The sequence below is a fragment of the Psychrobacter urativorans genome (assembly GCF_001298525.1).
GTDB classification, from domain to species: Bacteria; Pseudomonadota; Gammaproteobacteria; order Pseudomonadales; family Moraxellaceae; genus Psychrobacter; species Psychrobacter urativorans_A.
In genome coordinates, this window is sequence record NZ_CP012678.1 from 1,160,715 (window position 1) to 1,183,081 (window position 22,367).

The window sequence follows — 22,367 nt, forward strand, 5'->3', positions numbered from 1 at the left end:
AGTGTTAACAATGTTATTAGTCACACAAACTTTGTATCTAAACGTATAACTGAGTATATGAATGATGAGTTGATATGACTAAATCTCGTTATAGATTGATGTAGCTCATGCAATAGTTAACATATTGTCCTAGTCTCGAGTGTTGTTGTTAGAAAACTTGTTTATATAGTTTCCCTCAATAAAATAAGGTTTCTGACATTATTTTGCTATTGAACAAAGATTTTGTACCCTTGATAAGCTATCATACGGTGAATTGAGTTATGATTAAGTATGAGCTTAACCATCATTAATATTAGTATAAATAATCATTATAAGGAATAGAGTATGCGCCGCGTTGTCATCACTGGAGCAGGGATTGTCTCTTGTATCGGACATGATTTAGCCACGGTTACCACTGCCCTCAAAGAAGGCAAATCAGGTATTACCTTTAACGAATCGTATGCTGAACATGGCTTTAAATCGCAAGTCAGCGGCAGTATTGATATCGCTGCGCTAGATACCTCTGGGATTGACCGTAAGCTAAAACGCTTTTTTAGTGACGCCAGTCTCTATGCTTATGTGAGTGCGTTGGCAGCTATTGAACAATCTGGATTGTCGCTTGAGGTGATTAACCATAATCCGCGAGTGGGTGTGGTAGCTAGCTCAGGTGGCGCTTCTACAGAGAATATCGTCAATGCTGTCGATGCGATGCGTGAAAAAGGTCTGCGCGGTGTTGGTGCGATGGCAGTACCAAAAACGATGGGCAGCTCGGTATCGGCAGCACTAGCAACGGGACTAAAAATTCATGGTGTCTCCTACTCTATTTCTTCCGCTTGCGCGACGTCAACGCATTGTATCGGTCATGCCGCTGAATTGATTCAATTGGGTAAAGCCGATGTGATATTAGCCGGTGGTAGTGAAGCTGAACACTGGACACAGTCTTGTATGTTTGATGCCATGGGAGCGATGAGTACTCAGTATAATGATACGCCTAAAGAATCCTCACGGGCTTATGATAAAGACCGCGACGGCTTTGTGATTGCAGGCGGCGGTGGAATGGTGGTTCTTGAAAGCTTAGAGCATGCTCAAGCGCGCGGTGCGACTATACTAGCAGAGCTTGTCGGCTACGGTGCCAGCTCTGATGGGGCTGAAATGGTTGCACCAAGCGGTGAAGGTGCGGTTCGTTGTATGCAGCAAGCACTTGCCGATGCTGGTCTACAACGCGTCGATTATATCAATACCCACGGTACGAGCACGCCACTTGGTGATATCACTGAGCTTAATGCGATTGCTAAGGTATTTAATAATGATGCCAAACAAGTGCCACCCATCAGCTCAACCAAATCAATGACTGGTCATAGCTTGGGTGCTGTTGGCGCACAAGAACTTATTTACTGCTTATTGATGCTACAAGAAGGCTTTATTGCCCCAAGTATTAATATTAAAGAAATAGACGCAGCAGCAGCCGACTTTGATATCGTCACCGAAAAACGCGAAGTGAATCTTGATACCTTGATGAGCAATAGCTTTGGTTTTGGTGGCACGAATGCCACACTCATCATTAAAAAGTTTGTCGCTTAATAGATGACCCTCATGACGCAAAAAACACTTCCTCTAGCCGCGCCATCTGCCATCCGCAGATGGCGTTTTGGTCAACTGTCAGCGGCAGAATTACTGCCCTACTTACAGCAGCAGTTATTGGCAACTGACCCGCAAGCAAACTGTCAACTCGTTTGGCTCAATAACGATGGGCGTGCAGTGATTGGTTTATTACCAAAAGTCAGCTGGGTAGCTTATGCTAACGTGGCTGACTCTACTGACACCGCGCTTTACCAAGTGATAAAAACCTGCCGCGATACGCAAACTTCTAGCAGCCATGACATGAGTTATGACGATTGGCAAGCGGATCTGATTGCTTATAGTGAGCATCATCACGCTATAGATAAAAATGACATACGCCAATATCAGAACGATAAGCCCATTTATCAGCATGGTTTGATTGGTTTTATTGGCTATGATATTGCTAGTAAAGCCTTAAGCCCAGATGCTGATATTAAATGTGCAGCGCAACCTACTGCGGTGCTCGGACATTACGATATATATCTAATTCCCTTAGAGCATGAGCAAGGCTGGACATTGCATTTGGCATTACAGGACGGGACATCAGCGCAAGGCTTATCAGATATAGATGCTAAAAATAATAACGACCAATATACCGCTATTCAAACCGTCATTGAATGTTTAGATATGCTGGATGAAGAATTATCTACTACGAATAAAACCAATAAAGATAAAGAGTCACTAGCGCCATTAATTTTAACTGCCAAATGGCAGAAAAATGACTATCAACAGGCATTTGCACAGACGCAGCATTATTTAGTACAAGGAGATTGCTATCAAATTAACCTTACCCAAGCATGGCAAGGTTGTTTAAATCATTCGGAAAATAATAATCACGTCACAACCAACCTTATTAATTATCTACCTGCGCTACATCAGAATACGCAAGCCCCCTTTGCAGGATATCTAGGATTTAACCCTCTTCTTAATGAGGGTTCAAAAGACGATGACTTTGAGCTATTGAGCTGCTCACCAGAGTTGTTTTTTACGTTTATAAAAGATAGTAATACCGATACGCATCATATTCGTACCAAACCTATTAAAGGTACCAGACCGCGTGGTCGCAATATCGAACAAGATATGGCATTAAAACAGCAGCTAATAGATAGTACTAAAGACCGTGCTGAAAATGTCATGATTGTTGATTTGCTGCGCAATGATTTGGGCAAGTATGCCAAGACAGGTAGCGTAAAAGTACCCCAGTTATTTAATATTGAAAGCTTTAGTAATGTTCATCATATGGTCAGCACCATTACCGCTGAGTTAAAAGCGGATAGCCATCCGTTAGCGGTGTTGTTTGGTAGCTTACCTGCTGGCTCAATCACGGGAACGCCTAAAAAACGCGCTGTTGAGATTATTGCAGAATTAGAAGCCGCGCCACGAGGTGCTTATTGCGGCACGATGGGCTATATGAATTTTGATGGTAGTGGACAGTGGAATGTACTGATTCGCACGCTACAAGCCAATCACTCATCAAATGATGAGAAACACGTGAACTTGTGGGCAGGTGGTGGTATTACTATTGCATCAGACTGCGACGAGGAGTATCAAGAATGTCTCGATAAAGTCGGCAACTTGCTAGCTGTCCTTGCGCAGTCAAATGACTAACTGCGCTTAGACTACAATAAAAGCCTATACGCTTATCAATTATAATTTAAAGTGCTTTTAATGCATCAATTAAACGCTCATGCTGTGCCTGTGTGCCAACCGTAATGCGCAAGTATTCTTGAATCCTCGGCTGATTAAAATGGCGCACAATGATACCTTGCTCACGTAATGCGCTCGCGACTGCACTGGCATCGCCATCTTTGGGACGCGCAAAGACAAAGTTAGCATCTGAGGGCAAGACTTGATAGCCAAGGCTAGTGAGCTCAGTCGTTAAAGCCTCACGTAAATCAATCACCTGCTGACAGATTTTCTCAAAATATGGCGCATCCAAAACACTCGCCGTCGCACCCGCTTGCGCTAACTTATCTAACGGATAGCTGTTAAAGCTATTTTTCATCCGCGTTAATGCTTCAATTAACGAAGCATTGGCAAACGCCATGCCCACACGCAGTCCGGCAAGTGAGCGCGATTTTGAAAAGGTTTGCGTCACCAATATATTATCAAACTCATTGATTAAGCTGACCGCTGACACTTCTTTTTCTGTACTCATCTCATCGGCCCGGGCAAAATCAATATAGGCTTCATCAATCACGATGACCGCATCAGAGTGCTTAAGCGCTAATTTTCGAATATCAGCCAGTGACATTAGCAATCCCGTTGGCGCATTTGGATTGGCAATGATAATGCCACTACAAGGCTGACTATAAGCATCGGGGTTGACGCTAAAATCTTTCTCAAGTGGAATTTGTACTAAATCCACCCCAAATGTTTGCGCATAAACTGGATAAAAACTATAGCTGATATCTGGCGCTAATAGCGGCTGCTCTTTCATAAAGAAACTGGCAAAAACAAGGGCTAATACTTCATCTGAGCCGTTGCCAACAAATACTTGATTACTGTCAATGCCGTGTAAGTGAGCTAAAGCGGCACGCAAATCATCAGATTCAGGCGCTGGATATAGACGCAACTCATCCGCTTGCTGCGCTAAAACTGCGTTAATCGCCTCGCCCACTTTTGATGACGGTGGAAAGGGATTTTCATTGGTATTTAATTTACATAAATTCTCGTGCTGCGGTTGCTCGCCCGGCACATAAGGAGATAGGTGACGCGCTTTGTTTGACCAAAGTCTCGTGTCTATTCCTTTAGCGTTGACTGCTTTAGCGTCTGACGTTCCGTTATCTATTGATGCATTACTCATAAATGAACCTACTATTAACCATAGTGATAATTATCGAATAAATGTAGAAATAATCTAATAGGATTAAATCAAGCCCTACTACGACTGGTAGCGATAACGCGCTGAGCGCGCATGAGCATCCAAATCTTCATTTTGCGCTAAGATGTCTGCCGTTTTTGCTAACGGTTTACAGCCCGATTCGCTACAGTAAATAATGGATGACTTCTTTTGAAAGTCATAAACGCCCAGTGGTGAAGAAAACCGTGCCGTACCTGACGTTGGTAGCACGTGATTAGGTCCTGCACAATAATCACCAATCGCTTCTGGCGTATGACGTCCCATAAAGATAGCACCCGCATGGCGAATATCATCAAGCAACGCATCAGGGTCATCAACAGACAATTCTAAATGCTCAGGCGCGACACGGTTAATGACCGCCATGCCTTCCGCGCGGTCTTTTACTAAAATTAATGCACCACGGTTTTGTAATGAATCGCGAGCAATATCCGCTTTCGGCAATTCTGCTAACGCTTTTTCAATCTCTGTGGCAACTTCGGCTAATTGTTCGCTACTGGTCGTCACAAAAATAGCTTGTGCAATCCGGTCATGTTCAGCTTGAGACAATAAATCCATCGCTAGCCAATCAGCACGATCGCCTGCCTCGCCTTCTGCATAGACCAATACTTCGGACGGACCCGCAATCATATCGATGCCTACTTGCCCGAATACAGCGCGTTTAGCAGCGGCAACATATTTATTACCGGGTCCTGTAATCTTATCCACTTGTGGGATCGTATCTGTGCCATACGCCAATGCCGCTACGGCTTGCGCACCGCCAATCGTAAAGACGCGATCCACTTTTGCCAAATGCGCAGCTGCCAATACTAATGGGTTTAACACCCCTTTTGGCGCGGGCACAACCATGATAACTTCAGCAACGCCCGCCACTTTAGCCGGAATAGCATTCATCAATACCGAGGAAGGATACGATGCCAAACCGCCCGGTACATAAATACCAACGCGATCAAGTGGCGTCACTTTTTGTCCTAAACGATTACCGAGCTCGTCTTTATATTCCCAAGTTTCTTGTACTTGACGCTCATGAAAGGTTTGCACGCGGTCGGCTGCCGTAGTTAATGCCGTTTTTACATTATCATCAAGATTAGCAAAAGCCTCAGCAAGCGCTTCTTGGGTCAGCTCTAGTTCGTCCATGGAGGTTGCCGGATGCTGATCGAACTGCTGAGTTAACGCCAGTACAACCCTATCACCGTCACGACGTACCTGCACGATAATATCATCCACAGTATGTAATAAGTCAGCATCGTTAACGGTTTCAAAGGCAAGTAAAGCAGACAATTGCTGCTCAAAGTCGATATCTTGAGTACTTAACTGGCGCATGAGCGATTCCTATGGTTAGGCTAATAGTTAGGATAAAAACTCTGGTTTAAAATAAATGGTCTATAGAGGGTATAGATTGAAGGGACTGCTTATTAATGACGACAGTCTTAAAATTATACTGCGCTTTTATTTTTTGGCAAGCAGACACAATTAAACCAGTTTAGCACGCTATATCTATCTTGCAGCGCTAAACTGGTTTAATAATTTCTATTATTATTCTTTATATCATTAATAGCTTTATATCATTAATAACTATAAAAATCAGCGATAAGCTAAGAAGCGGCTGCAATACTGGCTTTAAAGCTATTTAAAATAGGCTCAAGCAGCGCAAACTTACGTTTATAACTGACTTGATTAACAATCAGACGTGAAGACACATCGCAAATATGGTCGCGTGGCTCTAAACCATTGGCAATCAAAGTATTACCCGTATCGACCACATCGACAATCAAATCACCTAAGCCCACTAATGGTGCCAGCTCCATTGAGCCATATAGCTTAATAACGTCTACTTGCTGACCTTGACTGGCAAAATAAGCACGCGCAACATTGACATATTTAGTGGCAATGCGCAATCGGCGATTGGGCAGTGGCGCACCTTTCACACCGGCAGTCATGAGCTTGCACTGAGCAATTTGCAAATCTAATAGCTCATACACATGATTGGCGCCATGCTCAAGTAACACATCTTTGCCAGCCACGCCAAAGTCAGCCGCGCCATGTTCCACATAAGTAGGCACGTCACTGGCGCGTAAAATCAAGACACGCACATTAGGATTTGAAGTCGGAAAAATCAGTTTGCGCGAGGCAGCCGGATCTTCTAACAGCTCAATACCTGCCGCACGCAATAACGGCATAGTTTCTTCTAAAATACGTCCTTTAGATAATGCCAGCGTCAAGCCAGTGAATTCATTATCCACTTCATTTAATAAGTCTTTTTGCGGCAAGCTTGCAGTGGGCTCAGTCATGATAACAGGGTATCCGTATGAATTTTTTATCCCTTAACAATAAGGATTTTGCTTTTTTATAACGGTTAATAAGCTTAAAAATAATCACTTATTAACCGCTATCTATTCTTCAAGTTCAGTCGTTAGAATTGATACGCTGAATATTAACGCCCAGTGCACGCAATTTATTCTCAACGTCTTCATAGCCACGATCGATGTGATAAATGCGATCAATCAGGCTTTCGCCTTCAGCAGCAGCGGCTGCCATAACGAGTGACATCGAAGCGCGCAAATCAGTCGCCATCACGGGCGCAGCGGTAAAGCATTCAACCCCTTTTACCACCGCAGTATGACCATCGACTTGGATAGATGCGCCTAAGCGATTCAGCTCTGGAACGTGCATATAACGATTTTCAAAGATATTCTCGATGAAAGTACTGGTGCCATCAGCTAAGCAAGAAATGGCCATTACCTGCGCTTGCATATCAGTAGGGAAGCCAGGATGCGGTTGAGTACGAATATCAACTGGTAGCGGGCGACCTTTCATTTGCGCACGAATCCAGTCATCACCAGTCGTAATAATGGCACCCATGGCTTCAAACTTCTCAAGCACAGGAGATAATAGCAACGCAGTGGTTCTTTTGGTTAGGACATCACCGCGAGTCATCAACGCGCCTGCCAAATAGGAACCCGTTTCGATACGGTCAGGTACGACTGAATACTCGCAGCCATGTAGACGCTCAACGCCTTCAATGGTCATGGTAGCTGTACCAATACCACTGATTTTAGCACCCATGGCGACCAGCATATTAGCTAAATCAACCACTTCTGGCTCAAGCGCACAGTTGCCTAAAATAGTTGTTCCTTTGGCTAAAGTTGCTGCCATAATGACGTTTTCAGTACCGCCAACTGTAATCATATCAAAGGAAAAATGACAACCGATCAGCTTACCACCTTTAGGCGCTTTGGCTTTTACGTAGCCATTTTCTACCGTAATCTCAGCACCCATCGCCTCAAAAGCTTTTAGATGTTGATCGACTGGGCGCGAACCAATAGCACAACCACCCGGCAAGGATACTTCCGCCTCACCAAAACGCGCCAGTAATGGACCCAATACTAAAATCGAGGCACGCATGGTCTTGACTAAGTCATACGGTGCATAAAAATTATCAATATTCTTAGTGTCGCAAGTGACCGTATCATCTTGCTTTTGAATGGCGATACCCAAGCCACCAATCAGCTTAATCAACGTGCGCACATCTTGTAGCGATGGTACGTTATGCAGGGTCGTTGGGGTCTCAGCCAATATCATAGCGGCAAGTAACGGCAACGCGGCATTTTTAGCGCCTGAGATGGTGACTTCCCCTGCAATACGACTACTACCGGTGATTAAAAATTGATCCATAAAGGTGACTGCCTAGCTGTAAGTGTGAAAATGAGGGCGTATGAAAATAACCATTAAAATAGCGAGCTTAAATACTCGCCTGATAAAAAGTTAGCAGCATGAAAATTAAAACATTAAAACATGAGAGCAATAAAAAACTAGCCTTGCGATTGAACTTCCCACTCAGCTGGCGTTAATGCCTGAATATTTAGCGCATGGATATCGCCACTAGCAATCTTATCGTTTACGAGCGCATAAATCGCTTGCTGGCGCTGAACGGCACGTTTACCTTCAAAGCTGGCATCGACCACGCGCACATCAAATTTATTACCTTGATTGGCGGCTTGAATAAAAGCGGCTGGGTAATGCTGCTGTAAAAATGCAATTAAATCGTCAGCGTTCATGCTCATAAAATATCCTGTTTTATCTTTAAAATAAGGTTTGGCTGTAATAGGGCGTCATTATAACAAGAGTTTGATTATCTTACAGTACTGTCTGCTAATATCCGCCTACGCTTTTAGCAGTTAAAAGCACTGATGGTAAGGCACAGCGTTTAGCGATGCTTTTGAGACATCGCTTTCGTGACATCGCTTTTGAGATATTGCTTTTGAGATATCAATTAAGCGTTTTATCTAAATACTGCAATACTTGCGCGCGTACATCATTGATCCAACGCAGTGGCGACGCCATCGCACCAATACTGGTCGCATGACTGGCACCTTTAATCACACCCGTTTCTACTGACGCGCCATAGTCTTGTAAAGCTTGCGTCATATTAATGGTGTTTTGGGCATAAACGATTTTATCGTTTTCAGCGGTCAATAATAAATAAGGCGGCTGCTGCCCTTTAATACGTCTATCTGGCATGATTTCATCGGGAGTCGCGTCTTTAGGGAACGCTGTCGCGCTGCTAAATTTACGAAAATCATAACTATAAGGACCCGCGATACCGACTACGGCGCGAATGTCACTAGGCTTCATACCATAAGGCGCTAAAAAGGCTTCGTTTGACACGGCGGCTACGGCATTAAACGCGCCAGCCGAGTGCCCAACTACGGCTAAACGTTGCGGATTAGCATGAAAACGCGCTGCATTATCATAGCTCCACGCAATAGCTTGTGCGGTATCTTGAACATAATCAGGATAAACGTGCTCAGGCGCTTTACGATAATTAATCACTGCCGTCACATAGCCCGCTTGGGCAAAACTTTGTCCAACAAAGGCATAATCTTCTTTACTGCCATTTTCCCACGAACCGCCATAAACGAACACCACCATCGGGTAGTCATTACTGCTATTTTTCTGGTTCTGCTGGCTCTGCATGGCTTGTACCAATGGCTTTGGGTAATACATATCCAAATCTTGTAACGGTTCGTCGCCATATAAGATATTTTTACTGACCCCAACGCCCCCACTTGAACTCAAGCTATTCACCACACTTAAGGCTGATAATGCCTGCGCTTGTTGCGAAGCAAGAACCATACCGCCTATGGCTATCGCAGCAGTAACTAGGTTACGGGCACGCGTTTTATCGTTGAGGGAAAGTTTTTTTTCTGCTCCATTCATACCTTTCATGACCCATATCCTTATTGAGTGTCAATCAGCATTTAATTTTATGCTGACAGCCTGACTATGCTATTTCTATTTTCATTCATCTTGTTATTTACCGTTATTATCTTACGGGCTTTTATAACGTTTGACGTGTTGCTACTGTTATCTCTGTTAAGGGTTCTTGTGACTAACAGCTCTGGTGGTTAACAGCCATAACAAAATAGAAAATAAGATAGAAATCAATAACGAAAGGTCACTACTTTTCTGAGGTTAGGTGATGGGGTGGCGTTATGTGGTCGCTTTGCTTTCAGACATGATATCTTCATTACTAATGGGCGCGCCTTGCTCACTTACTAAGGTGGTTAGCAATACTAACTCCGTAATACCGACGGTATTATTAGCCAGTTCAATAACCAGACTTTGTTGTGCAGGGGTCATACGTCCCATCACATAAACCACCCCATCATTGGTGACCACTTTAATCTGTGAAGTTTTTATTGCATTACTCGCCGTCACTTTTGCCAGCAGCTTGGAGCTGATATAACCATCATGGACGGTTGAGCTATAGCCTTTAGTAACGCTGACGTTCAGCTCATTATAAACGCGGCGAACGTCGGGCATCGAGCTGATGACTTTCTCGATCTGTACTTTCATCTCTTCCGTGGGTACTTCACCGGTAAGCAAGACTTCACTGTAAAAACTGTTAATACTAATGCGACTATTTTGTTGCAGATTTTCTTGCAGTCCATAAATATTGACCTTCACGGTGTGCTCAATACTACGGTCAAGTAAGCGCTGCGGAATGGTGCGTTCGGTCACTGGGACGCCATAAGTCCCTTCGGTACTGTTGGTCAGATAGTTGGTGGCACAACCGGTACTCATGAGGCAAGCGCTGATAATAGCACCTATCATAGCGCGGCGCGGAGTGATAGAAGAAGTGAGCGAATACATCCTTGTCATTATTTACCTCATAAGACAGTGTTAAATAGGGCGGGACAGCTATGGCGGTTACTTTACGCAAATTTTATCATGGGCGGTTAGGTATTTGGTAACGGCATATTGTTAGAATCATGCAGGCGCTAATTAATAGGCTTTTTTTAATTGGTATTTTCTATTAATCGGCTTTTTCTAATTGATGGTTGTTAATGGCTACCATGCGCTAGCGATAAATGCGCCCTTAATCCAGTCAGGCTGGCAATCAGCTTTTAAATGCTTCGCGGGCTGAGTATTATAAGCAATCACATCAAAACGACACTCATCATTAGCATATTCAGGATACTGCTGTAAAAAATAGTGCGCAGTTTTAATGATTTTACGCTGTTTAGCAGGCGTAATACTCAAGGCAGCATCACAAAAATCTGAACGCACGCGCTGACGCACTTCAATAAAAATAAGGGTTGACCATGCCTGCCCACACTCTAGCATGACCAAATCAAGCTCGCCTACTTTAGGCTGCTGCCAATTTTGTGCAATCAGTATCAGCCCTTGTTGCTGTAAAAATTGACAAGCGTGCTGCTCAAAATAGCCTCCTTGGCGCTGTTTAGGGGCATTTAATGCTAACGGACGATAAGAGTGGCTTTGATTAGCCTCGTTATTAGCAATAGTCTTAGACATAACACAGTTTCCTATTATTTATAGATTAACAGCCGCACGGATTGTTAAGCCATCAATTATTGTTAATAAAAGGATAAATAATGAGAGAACGCGCCACAGGCAATTCAGATTTATCATAGCACAACATGTTAAACTAGTGCCCTTTGCGCGTTTAGTGGTTGTGCTTTATTGGCTTAACCACCTGCGCTTTTATTACTGTCACTATGCCTAAGAGGTTTTAATGTCTACCCCCACTACGATGCCGGCTTGTCTTTATATCGTTGCCACTCCCATTGGTAATATGCAGGATATGACACCGCGTGCGATTGATACGCTAAAGCAAGTCGCGATTATCGCTTGTGAAGACACGCGCACTTCCGGCAGATTACTCTCTTATTTTGGCATTGATACCAAAGCCGCTAAAGATAATACTACTGATAAAAACGCTGATAATCCTGCTAATAATACCAACAACATTGCAAATAAAAATGCTGATAGCAGTACGACTGACGACGCAGATAATAAAAAAGGTCATAATAAGTTGTGGGCATATCATGAGCACAACAGTGGCATTCAAACGCCCAAAATTATCGAGATGATTCAGCAAGGTCATTCGGTGGCATTGATTAGTGATGCCGGAACGCCATTAGTCAGTGATCCCGGTTATCAATTGGTACAAGCCGCACATGCCGCTGGTGTGACGGTGTCACCGATTGCTGGGGTGTCAGCATCGATTGCCGCGCTATCAGTTGCCGGACTGCCCTCTGACCGTTTTAGCTTTATTGGCTTTTTACCAGCGAAAACGCATGGTCGTCAAAAACAACTCACCGCATTACAATCACGCCCTGAAACCTTGATATTTTATGAAGCGCCTCATCGTATTATTTCAAGTTTAGAGGATATGGCAGAAGTATTTGGGGCGGAGCGCGGTGTCACTTTTTGTCGTGAGTTGACCAAGACTTTTGAGACCGTGCATAAATCAACGCTAGGTGAGTTGGTTGAGTTCGTTAAAGCCGATGACAATCAGCAGCGTGGCGAGATGGTATTGGTCGTTGCAGGTAATAATATCGCGCAAGACGACGATGATATCAGTGTCCACGATACGTTATTGCAGCGCTTATTATTGGATTTATCCGTCAAAAAAGCAGCCGCTCTCGCTGCTGATATGACGGGTGTAAAAAAGAATGCTTTATATCAGCGCTTACTTGAGTTACAAGCGACTCATGAATAAGTAGCACTGACAATTTTTATTATTAACGGTTTTCTGAATTTTATTCTTAATATTAAGCTAGGGGAAATAAGTCATGTACGATGTGATGGCGATAGGTAATGCGTTGGTTGACCATGAATATGTGTTAAGCGATGCGGCGTTAGAAGAGACGGATTTGACCAAAGGCAATATGACGCTGGCAGGTATTGAAGAGCAACAGCAGTTATTAGCTTATTTTCAATTGGCAAATATCAAACCGTCCAAACAAGCGGGCGGTGGCTCAGCGGCAAATACCATGTTTACTTATGCCAGCTTGGGCGGTAAGCCATTTTATGCGTGCCGTGTGGGCGATGATAAACAGGGTACTTTTTATCTGCAAGATTTGCATAATGCTGGCGTTGCGACTTCAGAAAAATCTATTCATGCAGGCGGCGTGACTGGTTCATGTGTAGTTGCTGTGACCGACGATGGTGAACGTACCATGCAAACCTATCTGGGCACTTCAAGTGATATTACCGCTGAAAATGTCAATTTTGATGCCTTGGTGAGTGCGGATTGGTTGTATTTAGAAGGCTATTTGGCAATGTCGGAGAGCATCCAACCTGCGATGACTCAGCTGCGCCAACAAGCCGATATTCATGGCACCAAAATCGCGGTGAGCTTTGCTGACCCAGCGGTGGTGAAATTTGCCAAAGATGGCTTACTCAATATGCTCGGCAATAAAGTCGCGGTCATTTTCTGTAATAGTGAAGAGGCACGCCTATTTACCGATAAGCAAGAATTAAAAGCCGCAGCACATGCCCTACTTGAATATTGCCAAACTGCAGTAGTCACCGATGGCGCAAATGGTGCTGTTATCGTGCAAAATCCGGTAAAAGAAGACGACGATATTATTATGCATGAGGTTGCTACGCCAGTCGTTAGCAATGTGATTGATACTAATGGCGCAGGTGACAACTATGCCGGCGCATTCTTATACGCCCTATCGCAACAATATAGTCTGCCAGAATGTGGTCAACTTGCCAGCGCTGTATCCGCGCAAGTCATTCAGCAATTCGGTCCACGCTTAGAATCACAGCATTATCAAGACATTGCACGCCAAGTATTAACCGCTTAAGCAGTTAATACTCAGCAATTAAAAATTAAGCAGTTAAAAAATTATTATCAATAAAAAACCCATATCAGACCGATATGGGTTTTTTATTGGCTGAGCTTTAAACCAATTACTTGCTAGAATTAAGCGGCTGCTAACGCTTGTTCCAAATCTGCCTTAATATCATCAATATGCTCAATACCTATCGACAAGCGCACCATATCTTCACTCACACCGGCACGTGCCAATTCTTGCTCATTTAACTGGCGATGGGTGGTGGTTGCTGGATGGCAAGCCAGTGATTTTGCATCACCGATATTGACCAATCGGGTGAACAGCTGCAAGGCATCGATAAAACGTGCGCCTGCTTCGCGTCCACCTTTTACACCAAAGGTTAAAATCGCAGATGGCGTGCCTTTCATATAACGCTGTGCCAACTCATAGTCAGGATGGTCAGGTAAGCCAGCATATTTTACCCATGCGACTTTTTCATGATCACGCAGATATTCAGCGACGGCTTGCGCATTTTGCACATGACGCTCCATACGTAAGCTGAGCGTTTCCATCCCTTGCATGATACTAAAGGCGTTTAACGGACTGAGTGCCGCGCCAGTATTGCGTAATGGTGCAACGCGTGCACGCGCAATAAATGCCGCAGCGCCAATATCTTTAACAAAATTTACCCCATGATAACTAATATCAGGCGTATTCAGCAGCGGAAAACGCTCAGGATAATCGCCCCACGGGAAGCGACCACTATCCACAATCGCGCCGCCAATAGACGTGCCGGTACCACTCATATATTTGGTCAACGCATGCACCACAATATCCGCACCAAACTCAAACGGACGACAAATCGCCGGTGTCGCCACGGTATTATCAATGACCAACGGCACACCATATTCATGAGCAATATCACTCAGCGCTTGAATATCAACAATATTACCCAGTGGATTACCGATACTTTCAGCAAAAATCATCTTGGTTTTATCGTCAATTAAATCGCGAATCGCTTCAGGATTAGTATGGTCAAAAAAGCGTACCTCAATACCTTGGCGCGGTAACGTATGAGCGAATAAATTATACGTGCCGCCATAAAGCGTCGACACGGTGACAATATTATCGCCCATCTCACAAATAGTCTGCACAGTATAGGTAATCGCTGCCATACCGGAAGCCACGGCAAGCCCACCTATGCCGCCCTCCATTGCCGCCACACGTTCCTCAAGTACCGCATTGGTCGGATTCATAATGCGCGTATAAATATTACCTGCCACTTTCAAATCGAATAAATCTGCCGCATGCTGCGTATCGTCAAATGCATACGAGCTGGTATGATAAATAGGTACGGCAACCGCTTTGGTCGTCGGCTCTACTGTGTATCCGGCATGTATGGCTAACGTCTCTATATGCTTGGTGTTTGTCTTAGGGTTGGCTGATTGTCCATCACTCATCATATATTCCTTCTATGTTTCTAGTTATGTTTCTTAACTTTGAATACTTAGTTTTGAAAATTTAGTTTTGAATGTTTGATATTAACTATTGGGTATCGATTATTCAATATTGCCTATAAACCATCTGTAAAAAAGTAATTACCCAAACAATAGTCATAAAAAAAAGCTGAGTTAATCATAACCCAGCTCTCTTATGAAAAGAATAGCAAAAACCCAATCTATTAATGAATAATAGTCATAAGCAGTCAGAAGTATTATCAATTAGAGATATTAGCAATCAAAAACATAATCTTGCTTCAGACATTTTTCAATCTTATTGATTACCCTTTATTCATAGTAAGCATTTTATTTATAGTAGGCATTTTCTGTGCTGCTATGATCGGTCTCATCAATCACTTGCGTAAGCTCAGGTATTTGCTGCTTTAGCTGCACTTCAACCCCTTGACGCAAGGTCATATCAACGGCTGAACAGCCTTGGCAACCGCCACCGAATTTCAATACCGCCGTCAAGCCAATGCCTTCTTCATCAATCAGCTCAAGCAATTGTACATCGCCACCATGGGCGGCTAAACCCGGATTGATTTCGGACTGCAAGACATAGTTAATACGCTCTTCAACACTGGCATCAGCGCCCACTTTCGGCACTTTTGAGTTGGGCGCGCGGAATGTCAACTGCCCACCGAAACGGTCTTTATTATAATCAATCACGGCATCTTCTAAGTAAGGCACTGATGATGCTTCAATAAAGGCAGAAAAGTTCTCATAGCTGAATTTTAAATCGGCGCTATCTTCTTCACCCGGCTGGTTATAAGCCATGCAGCACTCAGCACGCGGCGTACCCGGATGCTCAACAAAGATACGCACACCGATACCATCGGTATCTTGTTTAGATAGCAAATCTGCTAAGTAACCTTGCGCAGATTCGGTAATAGTAATGTTACTTTTGGTCGCCGTTTGCTCGGTATCTAATGCTGATTCATAATTGGTTGGCGCAGTAGTGGTTGGATTATTTTCACTCATATTGTGCTCACTCATAAGACTTCCTCATTTATTTGGAGTAGACGTGATGACAGTCCATTTATGCTCACTATTATAACCCACTCAGCGCCTAATTCCGACCGCGCTACTGTGAATTAAAGTTATCTTCTACTTATCGCTCAGTTTGGTTTTTCTCATGACAATATTAAGGGTAATCCCTATCTTAAGGCGGCAGCGCCTATTATCAAGCACGTGGTATAAGCTATCATCGTTACGTTTAACAATTGACAATCTCCCTTCGTATCCGCCACTATCTACGAGTATTTTTTCGCGCCATAATAAATAATAACGAATACGACAATAACGAATACAACAATAACGACAAAGGAGATTGCGTGAGTACTTCATCAAGTCCCAATTTAAAATCTAATCTCAACCTCATTGCAGCCACGACACCAAAAGAGGCTAAGCATTATCAATATTTAGTCTTTATTGGACGTTTCCAGCCTTTTCATCGAGGACATAAAGCGGTGATTGATGAGGCGCTAAAACGCGCTGATAATGTCATTATGCTGATTGGTTCGGCAAATCTGCCACGTAGCTTACGCAATCCATTTTCAGTGGCTGAACGTGCTGAGATGATTAAAGGCGCTTACTCAAAAGAAGAAGCCACGCGCATACACTGCGTAGGGCTTGATGATGCGCTATATAATGACACGCGTTGGCTACAATATGTGCAAGCGGCGATAAAATTAGTGACTGGTGACTTGACCGCGGATATTGGTCTGATTGGACATTCTAAAGACAGCTCCTCTTATTACTTATCCTTATTCCCCAATTGGGCATCGGTTTCCGTACCTAATTATCATAATCTATCCGCCACCCCTATTCGTGATGGTTATCTGATGGGTGCATCACCGACCCCTGAGCGCACGCCAGAATCCACCCGTCAGGTACTCAAAGCATTCAAAAAAACCGCTGCTTATGCTGAGCTGCATGAAGAAGCAGGTTATATCGATGAATATAAAAAGAAGTGGAATTCTGCGCCTTATCCACCGATATTTATGACCGCTGATGCGCTAGTAGTGCAATCAGGACATATTTTATTGATAGAACGCGGCGGTATGCCAGGGCGCGGATTATGGGCATTACCGGGTGGTTTTCTTGATGCTAAAGAGACCTTATTTGATGCCTGTATCCGTGAGCTACGAGAAGAAACGTGCCTAAAAGTTGCTGAGCCCTTATTACGCAGCTCTTGTCACAGTCAACATACCTTTGATGATCCGTATCGTTCTGCTCGTGGGCGCACCCTGACTCAAGCCTTTTATTTTCAGCTAAAAAATGATCCTAAAGGTCTCCCAAAAGTAAAAGGTGGTGACGACGCGGCAAAAGCATTTTGGTTACCGTTAGCTGAACTTGATGCCACTAAAATGTTTGAAGATCATTATGCCATTATTACAAAAATGGTCGGACTGTAAAAAGGACGGGCTATAAGACGAGCTATAAATTGCTTTTTGCTCACTTTTGCAAGGCACATCAATAAAGCTAACCAACGGTAGAAACAAACACTATTAATACACCGTTAATAAGCAAATCATAAGCCGTAACCTTGCCACAAATAAAGGAATCCTTGGATGTATACCAGTAACCTTAATAATTTAATCCTCAATAGTGACAGCTATAAAACCTCGCATTGGGTGCAATATCCTGCTGGCAGTGAGTATTTATCGAGCTATATTGAAGCGCGTGGTGGTGACTACGATGTGGTATTTTTTGGGCTGCAAGCCTTTATTAAAGAATACCTCAGTACGCCAATCACTCATCGCGATATTGATGAAGCCGAAACCATTATCCACGCGCATGGCTTAACCTTTAACCGCGCAGGTTGGGAGCGTTTGGTTGATAAGCATGGCGGATATCTGCCACTGCGCATTGAAGCCATAGCGGAAGGCAGTATCGTGCCAGTGTCCAATGTGGTTTGCCAAGTGGTGAATACCGACCCTGAGTTTTATTGGCTGCCCAGTTATATTGAGACGGCATTGCTACGCTCGATTTGGTATCCCTCTACGGTTGCCAGTGTGTCGCATTATTGCAAAAATATCATTCGAGATGCGCTAGAAAAATCGGCTGATAATGCCGAATCATTAATATTCCGCTTGCATGATTTTGGTTCACGCGGGGCGTCCAGTCATGAGTCAGTGGCGCTCGGCAGCTTGGCACATTTGGTCAACTTTGCTGGTACAGACTCGATGACTGCTTTAGTCGCCGCTAGTCGTTGGTATCAAATGACCGATGATATGCCCGCGTTTTCGATTCCTGCGGCTGAACATAGCACTATGACGGCATGGGGACGCGAGGGCGAAACGGCGGCATTTGCCAATATGATTGCGCAATTTGGCGGTGAGGGTAAGGCGTTTTCAGTGGTGTCCGACAGCTATGATTTATGGAACGCGATTGATAATATTTGGGGCACTACTTTAAAAGAAGACGTCAAAAATATGGGGGGCACTTTGGTTATTAGACCTGATAGTGGCGAGCCAACCAAGGTAGTGCGCGAAGCATTAGAACGCTTGGCAGTAAAATTTGGAACCACTATTAATAGTAAAGGCTATAAAGTATTGCCCGATTACGTGCGTGTCATTCAAGGTGACGGCATCAGTCCGCAAAGTCTCAGCAAAATCATCGATGTGGTGTTAGCAGCAGGGTTTAGTGCCGAGAATATCACCTTTGGTATGGGCGGTGGTTTACTGCAACAAGTCAATCGCGACACCATGAGCTGGGCGATGAAAGCAAGCGCTATTAGCATTAATGGCACGTGGAAAGATATCTATAAAGACCCCATTACCAGTCATTCTAAGCGCTCCAAAAAAGGTCGATTGGCATTAGTAAAAGATAATGAGGGAAATATTCAATCTATCAAAACTGATGACCTGCACACTCACGTAGACAATCTATTACGTGATGTTTATGTCGATGGCAAATTATTAATTGAAGATAACCTCACCACTATTCGGGAGCGCGCGGGATGGTAGCCATTACTAAGTTTAAGAAACGCCATACAGCTAAAACTATCTATACTAAAATCGTTCCCACTAAAACCACCACGGCTAAAATAACAGCCACCGCAAAAAATGTGCTTCTCGCTCCTATTTATATCTATCAAGGGCACAAAGTCAAACGCGATACCGTACGGCTCCCTGAACCAGTGGGCGATAGATGTGGTCATATTCAGCTCAATACAATAAATGGTTTTACCACGTCGAACCTGCCAACGCTACGCCTCATGATTGTTGGTGATTCAGCAGCGGCGGGTGTTGGCAGTCAGACTCAGCAACAGGCATTAGCCGGACAGTTAATCCCCGCTTTGCAGCAACAGTCTGCTATTCATACGCAGTTCGATGAGATTATTTGGTCACTACAAGCCAGCACTGGGCTTACAAGCTTTGATATTTTACGCCGTCTTTACGTACTTGCTTCTCCAAGCCAGCCTATCGATGTGATGGTACTGAGCGTTGGCGTAAATGACACCACCGCGAATGTTTCAAGTGCTAAATGGCGGCAGCAATTGGAAGATATTATTGCCATTGCCCAACGTAAATTTGGCGTGCGTCAGCTAATTTTTTGTAGCTTACCACCAATGGCAAAAATGCCGGCATTGCCATCACCATTAAGTGGTTTTATTGGCGCAAAAGCCGCCAGTCTTGATGGAATATTGCAGCGAGTTTGTAATCAGCACATTTATCACCAGAATAAGGGTGTGCATTATCTAGCAGCCGATTTTACACAAATGGCAAAAGAGAATACCCATAAAGACGGCGCTAATGGCGCACCGTTTGACGCTAGTGTCATGTTTGCAAGCGATGGCTTCCACCCGAGCAGCCTAACTTATGGGTATTGGGCGCAACAACTTGCCGATCAGATTGCTAATCTACTTGACCACTCAGCCGATAAATCATATGTAAACTGCAACTAAAAAACCAAACGCAAAAGACAACGCAAAAAAAACCGCTGATCACTCAGCGGTTTTTTTTCATTCAGCAAAATGCATTTATACAATAGGTATAAATTATTCAGCAGAATCAGTATCAGCTTTCTTGTTACGACCACCAAAAGCGCCGAAACGTTTGTTAAAGCTAGCAACACGACCTTCAGTAGACGTTTTGCGTTGTTCGCCAGTATAGAATGGATGCGACGCACTTGAGATATCAAGTGGGTAGTATGGGTATTCTGACCCTTCGTATTCACGAGTGGTTTTGGTTTTAACGGTTGAACGGGTTAAGAAAAACACGTCAGCGTTAGTATCATGGAACAAAACGTCATGGTAATCAGGATGGATATCTTTACGCATAATATACTCTCTAGGTCCGATGTATGCTCAGCCTTATTGACGATTTGTCAGACTGCACACACGTAACTGAGGCACTAAGGACATCTACCGGTCTGGCAACTGCGTCACTGGCTTATTCCAGCACCCAATACCACACCTCTGCTCGCTTAGCCTTTCCCCAGTGGGAAAATCAAACGACGATTTTAACGGTTTTTAGGGTTTGATGCAAGCACTGTAAGCGTTCAGCAGCAATGAAACTAAAGAAAATTTATGTAGAACCACCTGCTAAAACCCCGTGCGCAATGGCTGAATATTTACTACAGTTTACCCTGTAAAATCCGTGTAATCAGCCACTATTGTTAAGCTGGCTTTCATAAATATACTGACTTTTGCTGGCAAATACGTTATAAAAGCTAAGTGAAATTGGCTAAAACCTAATTAAACCTAGCCAAAACCATCCGTATTTTCTATTTACCAACCTATCTATTTATACACCTATAAAGGACACGATATAATGCGCATTTCTATAACCAATCGTCTTACTAAAGCCATGTTAATTGGCTCCGCGCTTGTCGTTACAACCATTGCCAGCGCTGCGCTACCAACTCAATGGTAGCTTGATAATTCCCATACTCGCGTTGGATTTTCAGTTGAGCATTTAGGCTTTTCAACCACTATGGGACATTTTGATAAGGTAAATGGGTCGCTCAGCTATAATATGAAAACACCCAATAAGACCCAAATGAACTTTGTTATCGACACAGACAGTATCAATACCTCATGGGCACCACGCGACAAACATTTAAAAACTGACGACTTCTTTAATGTGGTTAAATACCCAACCATGACCTTTAAATCTACCAAAGTAGTCTTTATCAATCCACAGCAAGCCAAAGTCACCGGTAATTTTACCTTATTGGGAAAAACGAAACCATTGACCTTAGATGTGACCCTCAAAAAAATAGGTAATAGCCCCATGACTAAAGAACCGGTTATCGGCTTTCGCGCAACGGGCAATATCGACCGTGTGGCTTATGGCATGACTACCTTTGCGCAAGGTATCACTACTAATGTACCTATCCAAATCGATGGTGAATTGATAGAGAAAAAAGCCAAATAAAATTAAGTCATAAAAGCTATATCCATAAAAAAAGCAGCCCCTATAAAGACTGCTTTTTTAGTTAACGACAGATTAAAAGGGTATCAACTCAATGCATTTGATTGGCTATTATCTTGCTAAAACTATCTAATGATAACCACATGCCAGTCACCGCCTTTGTTATCGCCGTGCTTATCACCCATTGCTTTATCATTGGCGTAGAAATATAAAGGTTTACCATTCATCGCCCATTGATATTTGCCATCTTCACGTTTAAATGCTGCAAATTGACCAGAGGCTTTAGCATTACTAGGTGCCATAAATGCTGGCCAAGCCACCATACACACCGAACCACATTCAGACTTGTTCATTGAATCTTTGTCATAAGTATACAACGTCATATGCTTGGCTGAATCGACCAAGACGCCATTCTTACTGGTTACTGGCGCAGTATTGTTGCTGCTACTATGAACTTCATGCATACCTGACGTATCGTTACCCACGACATTTTTTAGCGTTGAACAGCCTGTCAATGCTAAAACACCCGTGAGTGCCGATAGTAAAATAATATGTTTCATCATAATGTCCTTATAATTAGAAATGATACTGAGCTGCTTTAAACACGTATTTTTATTTATTAAACGTCTCTACTTTTCTACCTTTACCGCTATCTTCAATCATTTTCAATATAGCATACCCTTTAAATCATTCCATTTTACCGTTATAAAAACTTACAAAAGCCTATTAAATTTACAAACGATATAAGAAACATAAATAGGTTTCCCCTAGAAATAAGCAGTCATGAGATTTTTATGATTTCAAGCACGGCTTCATTATAATTTTCTAATGCACGACTTTTTGCTTGAGTACATTTAATTGCGGTTCATTGACAAAACTCATGCATCTTATTACTTATTTAATAGGATATTTGAGGCTAATTTTTGTAAAA

20 protein-coding genes are annotated in these 22,367 nt (G+C 43.3%); 8 read left to right on the forward strand and 12 right to left on the reverse strand.

From position 1 onward, the window contains the following. The first annotated feature begins 324 nt into the window (after positions 1-324). Together AOC03_RS05025 and AOC03_RS05030 are read left to right on the forward strand one after the other, a co-directional pair. A complete protein-coding gene (locus AOC03_RS05025) occupies positions 325-1,560 on the forward strand; it encodes a beta-ketoacyl-ACP synthase II (protein ID WP_062533894.1) in 1,236 nt (411 codons plus the stop codon). A 12-nt stretch (positions 1,561-1,572) separates the two neighbouring features. Then, on the forward strand, positions 1,573-3,207 hold the full coding sequence (locus AOC03_RS05030) for an anthranilate synthase component I family protein (RefSeq protein ID WP_227514290.1): 1,635 nt from the start codon (positions 1,573-1,575) through the stop codon (positions 3,205-3,207). A gap of 46 nt (positions 3,208-3,253) precedes the next feature. Here AOC03_RS05030 and hisC read toward each other — a convergent pair whose 3' ends face one another. From hisC to AOC03_RS05070, 8 genes are all read right to left on the reverse strand, one after another. Further along, positions 3,254-4,405 carry a histidinol-phosphate transaminase gene (gene hisC, locus AOC03_RS05035; protein WP_062533896.1) on the reverse strand — a complete coding sequence of 384 codons (1,152 nt, stop codon included), beginning with the start codon at positions 4,403-4,405 and terminating at the stop codon, positions 3,254-3,256. Positions 4,406-4,483: 78 nt separating this feature from the next. Further along, positions 4,484-5,782, reverse strand: coding sequence for a histidinol dehydrogenase (gene hisD, locus AOC03_RS05040; RefSeq protein WP_062533897.1), 1,299 nt, complete (start codon positions 5,780-5,782; stop codon positions 4,484-4,486). 272 nt (positions 5,783-6,054) lie between these two features. Then, positions 6,055-6,750 (reverse strand): ATP phosphoribosyltransferase, encoded by a 696-nt coding sequence (gene hisG / locus AOC03_RS05045; protein ID WP_062533898.1) that lies wholly within the window; start codon positions 6,748-6,750, stop codon positions 6,055-6,057. 115 nt (positions 6,751-6,865) lie between these two features. Beyond that, the gene (murA, locus tag AOC03_RS05050; RefSeq protein WP_062533900.1) at positions 6,866-8,134 is read right to left on the reverse strand and encodes a UDP-N-acetylglucosamine 1-carboxyvinyltransferase; all 1,269 of its coding nucleotides are present in this window, start codon (positions 8,132-8,134) and stop codon (positions 6,866-6,868) included. Positions 8,135-8,271: 137 nt separating this feature from the next. Continuing rightward, positions 8,272-8,523 carry a BolA family protein gene (locus tag AOC03_RS05055; RefSeq protein WP_062533902.1) on the reverse strand — a complete coding sequence of 84 codons (252 nt, stop codon included), beginning with the start codon at positions 8,521-8,523 and terminating at the stop codon, positions 8,272-8,274. Between the two features lie 205 nt (positions 8,524-8,728). Beyond that, positions 8,729-9,688: an alpha/beta hydrolase gene (locus AOC03_RS05060; protein ID WP_062533905.1), complete on the reverse strand. Its 960-nt coding sequence runs from the start codon at positions 9,686-9,688 to the stop codon at positions 8,729-8,731. A 264-nt stretch (positions 9,689-9,952) separates the two neighbouring features. Next, entirely contained in the window at positions 9,953-10,624 is a 672-nt protein-coding gene (locus AOC03_RS05065; RefSeq protein WP_062533907.1) for a BON domain-containing protein, read from the reverse strand. Positions 10,625-10,813: 189 nt separating this feature from the next. Beyond that, positions 10,814-11,278: a YraN family protein gene (locus AOC03_RS05070; protein WP_062533909.1), complete on the reverse strand. Its 465-nt coding sequence runs from the start codon at positions 11,276-11,278 to the stop codon at positions 10,814-10,816. A gap of 220 nt (positions 11,279-11,498) precedes the next feature. Here AOC03_RS05070 and rsmI point away from each other — a divergent pair, with 220 nt between their 5' ends. Next, entirely contained in the window at positions 11,499-12,488 is a 990-nt protein-coding gene (rsmI, locus tag AOC03_RS05075) for a 16S rRNA (cytidine(1402)-2'-O)-methyltransferase (protein WP_062533911.1), read from the forward strand. 73 nt (positions 12,489-12,561) lie between these two features. After that, positions 12,562-13,584, forward strand: a complete 1,023-nt coding sequence (locus tag AOC03_RS05080; protein ID WP_062533913.1) for an adenosine kinase — start codon at positions 12,562-12,564, stop codon at positions 13,582-13,584. Between the two features lie 119 nt (positions 13,585-13,703). On the opposite strand, the gene AOC03_RS05085 is transcribed toward AOC03_RS05080, so the two are convergent. Both AOC03_RS05085 and nfuA read right to left on the reverse strand, forming a co-directional pair. Beyond that, entirely contained in the window at positions 13,704-15,014 is a 1,311-nt protein-coding gene (locus AOC03_RS05085) for an O-acetylhomoserine aminocarboxypropyltransferase/cysteine synthase family protein (RefSeq protein WP_062533916.1), read from the reverse strand. A gap of 345 nt (positions 15,015-15,359) precedes the next feature. Then, a complete protein-coding gene (gene nfuA, locus AOC03_RS05090; protein WP_062536500.1) occupies positions 15,360-16,034 on the reverse strand; it encodes a Fe-S biogenesis protein NfuA in 675 nt (224 codons plus the stop codon). A gap of 398 nt (positions 16,035-16,432) precedes the next feature. Here nfuA and AOC03_RS05095 point away from each other — a divergent pair, with 398 nt between their 5' ends. From AOC03_RS05095 to AOC03_RS05105, 3 genes are all read left to right on the forward strand, one after another. Further along, positions 16,433-17,470, forward strand: a complete 1,038-nt coding sequence (locus AOC03_RS05095) for a bifunctional nicotinamide-nucleotide adenylyltransferase/Nudix hydroxylase (protein WP_062536502.1) — start codon at positions 16,433-16,435, stop codon at positions 17,468-17,470. Positions 17,471-17,626: 156 nt separating this feature from the next. Continuing rightward, a complete protein-coding gene (locus AOC03_RS05100; RefSeq protein WP_062533918.1) occupies positions 17,627-19,024 on the forward strand; it encodes a nicotinate phosphoribosyltransferase in 1,398 nt (465 codons plus the stop codon). Further along, positions 19,018-19,965: an SGNH/GDSL hydrolase family protein gene (locus AOC03_RS05105; RefSeq protein WP_084785773.1), complete on the forward strand. Its 948-nt coding sequence runs from the start codon at positions 19,018-19,020 to the stop codon at positions 19,963-19,965. The genes AOC03_RS05100 and AOC03_RS05105 overlap by 7 nt, the downstream gene beginning before the upstream one ends. A gap of 93 nt (positions 19,966-20,058) precedes the next feature. Here the strand turns inward: AOC03_RS05105 and AOC03_RS05110 are convergent, their stop codons facing one another. Further along, positions 20,059-20,340, reverse strand: coding sequence for a type B 50S ribosomal protein L31 (locus AOC03_RS05110; RefSeq protein WP_062533921.1), 282 nt, complete (start codon positions 20,338-20,340; stop codon positions 20,059-20,061). A 655-nt stretch (positions 20,341-20,995) separates the two neighbouring features. Between AOC03_RS05110 and AOC03_RS05115 the strand changes: the two genes are divergently transcribed. After that, entirely contained in the window at positions 20,996-21,439 is a 444-nt protein-coding gene (locus AOC03_RS05115) for a YceI family protein (RefSeq protein ID WP_227514291.1), read from the forward strand. 122 nt (positions 21,440-21,561) lie between these two features. On the opposite strand, the gene AOC03_RS05120 is transcribed toward AOC03_RS05115, so the two are convergent. Next, entirely contained in the window at positions 21,562-21,996 is a 435-nt protein-coding gene (locus AOC03_RS05120) for a hypothetical protein (RefSeq protein WP_062533922.1), read from the reverse strand. Positions 21,997-22,367: the final 371 nt, after the last annotated feature.

What these genes read in the sequence shown, in the direction of transcription:
- hisC (WP_062533896.1), bottom strand. Translation starts at nt 4,405, where the DNA reads ATGAGTAATGCATCAATAGATAACGGAACGTCAGACGCTAAAGCAGTC.
- hisD (WP_062533897.1), bottom strand. Translation starts at nt 5,782, where the DNA reads ATGCGCCAGTTAAGTACTCAAGATATCGACTTTGAGCAGCAATTGTCT.
- AOC03_RS05030 (WP_227514290.1), top strand. Translation starts at nt 1,573, where the DNA reads ATGACGCAAAAAACACTTCCTCTAGCCGCGCCATCTGCCATCCGCAGA.
- AOC03_RS05115 (WP_227514291.1), top strand. Translation starts at nt 20,996, where the DNA reads ATGGGACATTTTGATAAGGTAAATGGGTCGCTCAGCTATAATATGAAA.
- AOC03_RS05065 (WP_062533907.1), bottom strand. Translation starts at nt 10,624, where the DNA reads ATGACAAGGATGTATTCGCTCACTTCTTCTATCACTCCGCGCCGCGCT.
- AOC03_RS05060 (WP_062533905.1), bottom strand. Translation starts at nt 9,688, where the DNA reads ATGAAAGGTATGAATGGAGCAGAAAAAAAACTTTCCCTCAACGATAAA.
- AOC03_RS05055 (WP_062533902.1), bottom strand. Translation starts at nt 8,523, where the DNA reads ATGAGCATGAACGCTGACGATTTAATTGCATTTTTACAGCAGCATTAC.
- AOC03_RS05120 (WP_062533922.1), bottom strand. Translation starts at nt 21,996, where the DNA reads ATGAAACATATTATTTTACTATCGGCACTCACGGGTGTTTTAGCATTG.
- AOC03_RS05085 (WP_062533916.1), bottom strand. Translation starts at nt 15,014, where the DNA reads ATGAGTGATGGACAATCAGCCAACCCTAAGACAAACACCAAGCATATA.
- AOC03_RS05110 (WP_062533921.1), bottom strand. Translation starts at nt 20,340, where the DNA reads ATGCGTAAAGATATCCATCCTGATTACCATGACGTTTTGTTCCATGAT.
- AOC03_RS05100 (WP_062533918.1), top strand. Translation starts at nt 17,627, where the DNA reads ATGTATACCAGTAACCTTAATAATTTAATCCTCAATAGTGACAGCTAT.
- AOC03_RS05080 (WP_062533913.1), top strand. Translation starts at nt 12,562, where the DNA reads ATGTACGATGTGATGGCGATAGGTAATGCGTTGGTTGACCATGAATAT.
- murA (WP_062533900.1), bottom strand. Translation starts at nt 8,134, where the DNA reads ATGGATCAATTTTTAATCACCGGTAGTAGTCGTATTGCAGGGGAAGTC.
- hisG (WP_062533898.1), bottom strand. Translation starts at nt 6,750, where the DNA reads ATGACTGAGCCCACTGCAAGCTTGCCGCAAAAAGACTTATTAAATGAA.
- AOC03_RS05070 (WP_062533909.1), bottom strand. Translation starts at nt 11,278, where the DNA reads ATGTCTAAGACTATTGCTAATAACGAGGCTAATCAAAGCCACTCTTAT.
- AOC03_RS05025 (WP_062533894.1), top strand. Translation starts at nt 325, where the DNA reads ATGCGCCGCGTTGTCATCACTGGAGCAGGGATTGTCTCTTGTATCGGA.
- nfuA (WP_062536500.1), bottom strand. Translation starts at nt 16,034, where the DNA reads ATGAGTGAAAATAATCCAACCACTACTGCGCCAACCAATTATGAATCA.
- AOC03_RS05105 (WP_084785773.1), top strand. Translation starts at nt 19,018, where the DNA reads ATGGTAGCCATTACTAAGTTTAAGAAACGCCATACAGCTAAAACTATC.
- rsmI (WP_062533911.1), top strand. Translation starts at nt 11,499, where the DNA reads ATGTCTACCCCCACTACGATGCCGGCTTGTCTTTATATCGTTGCCACT.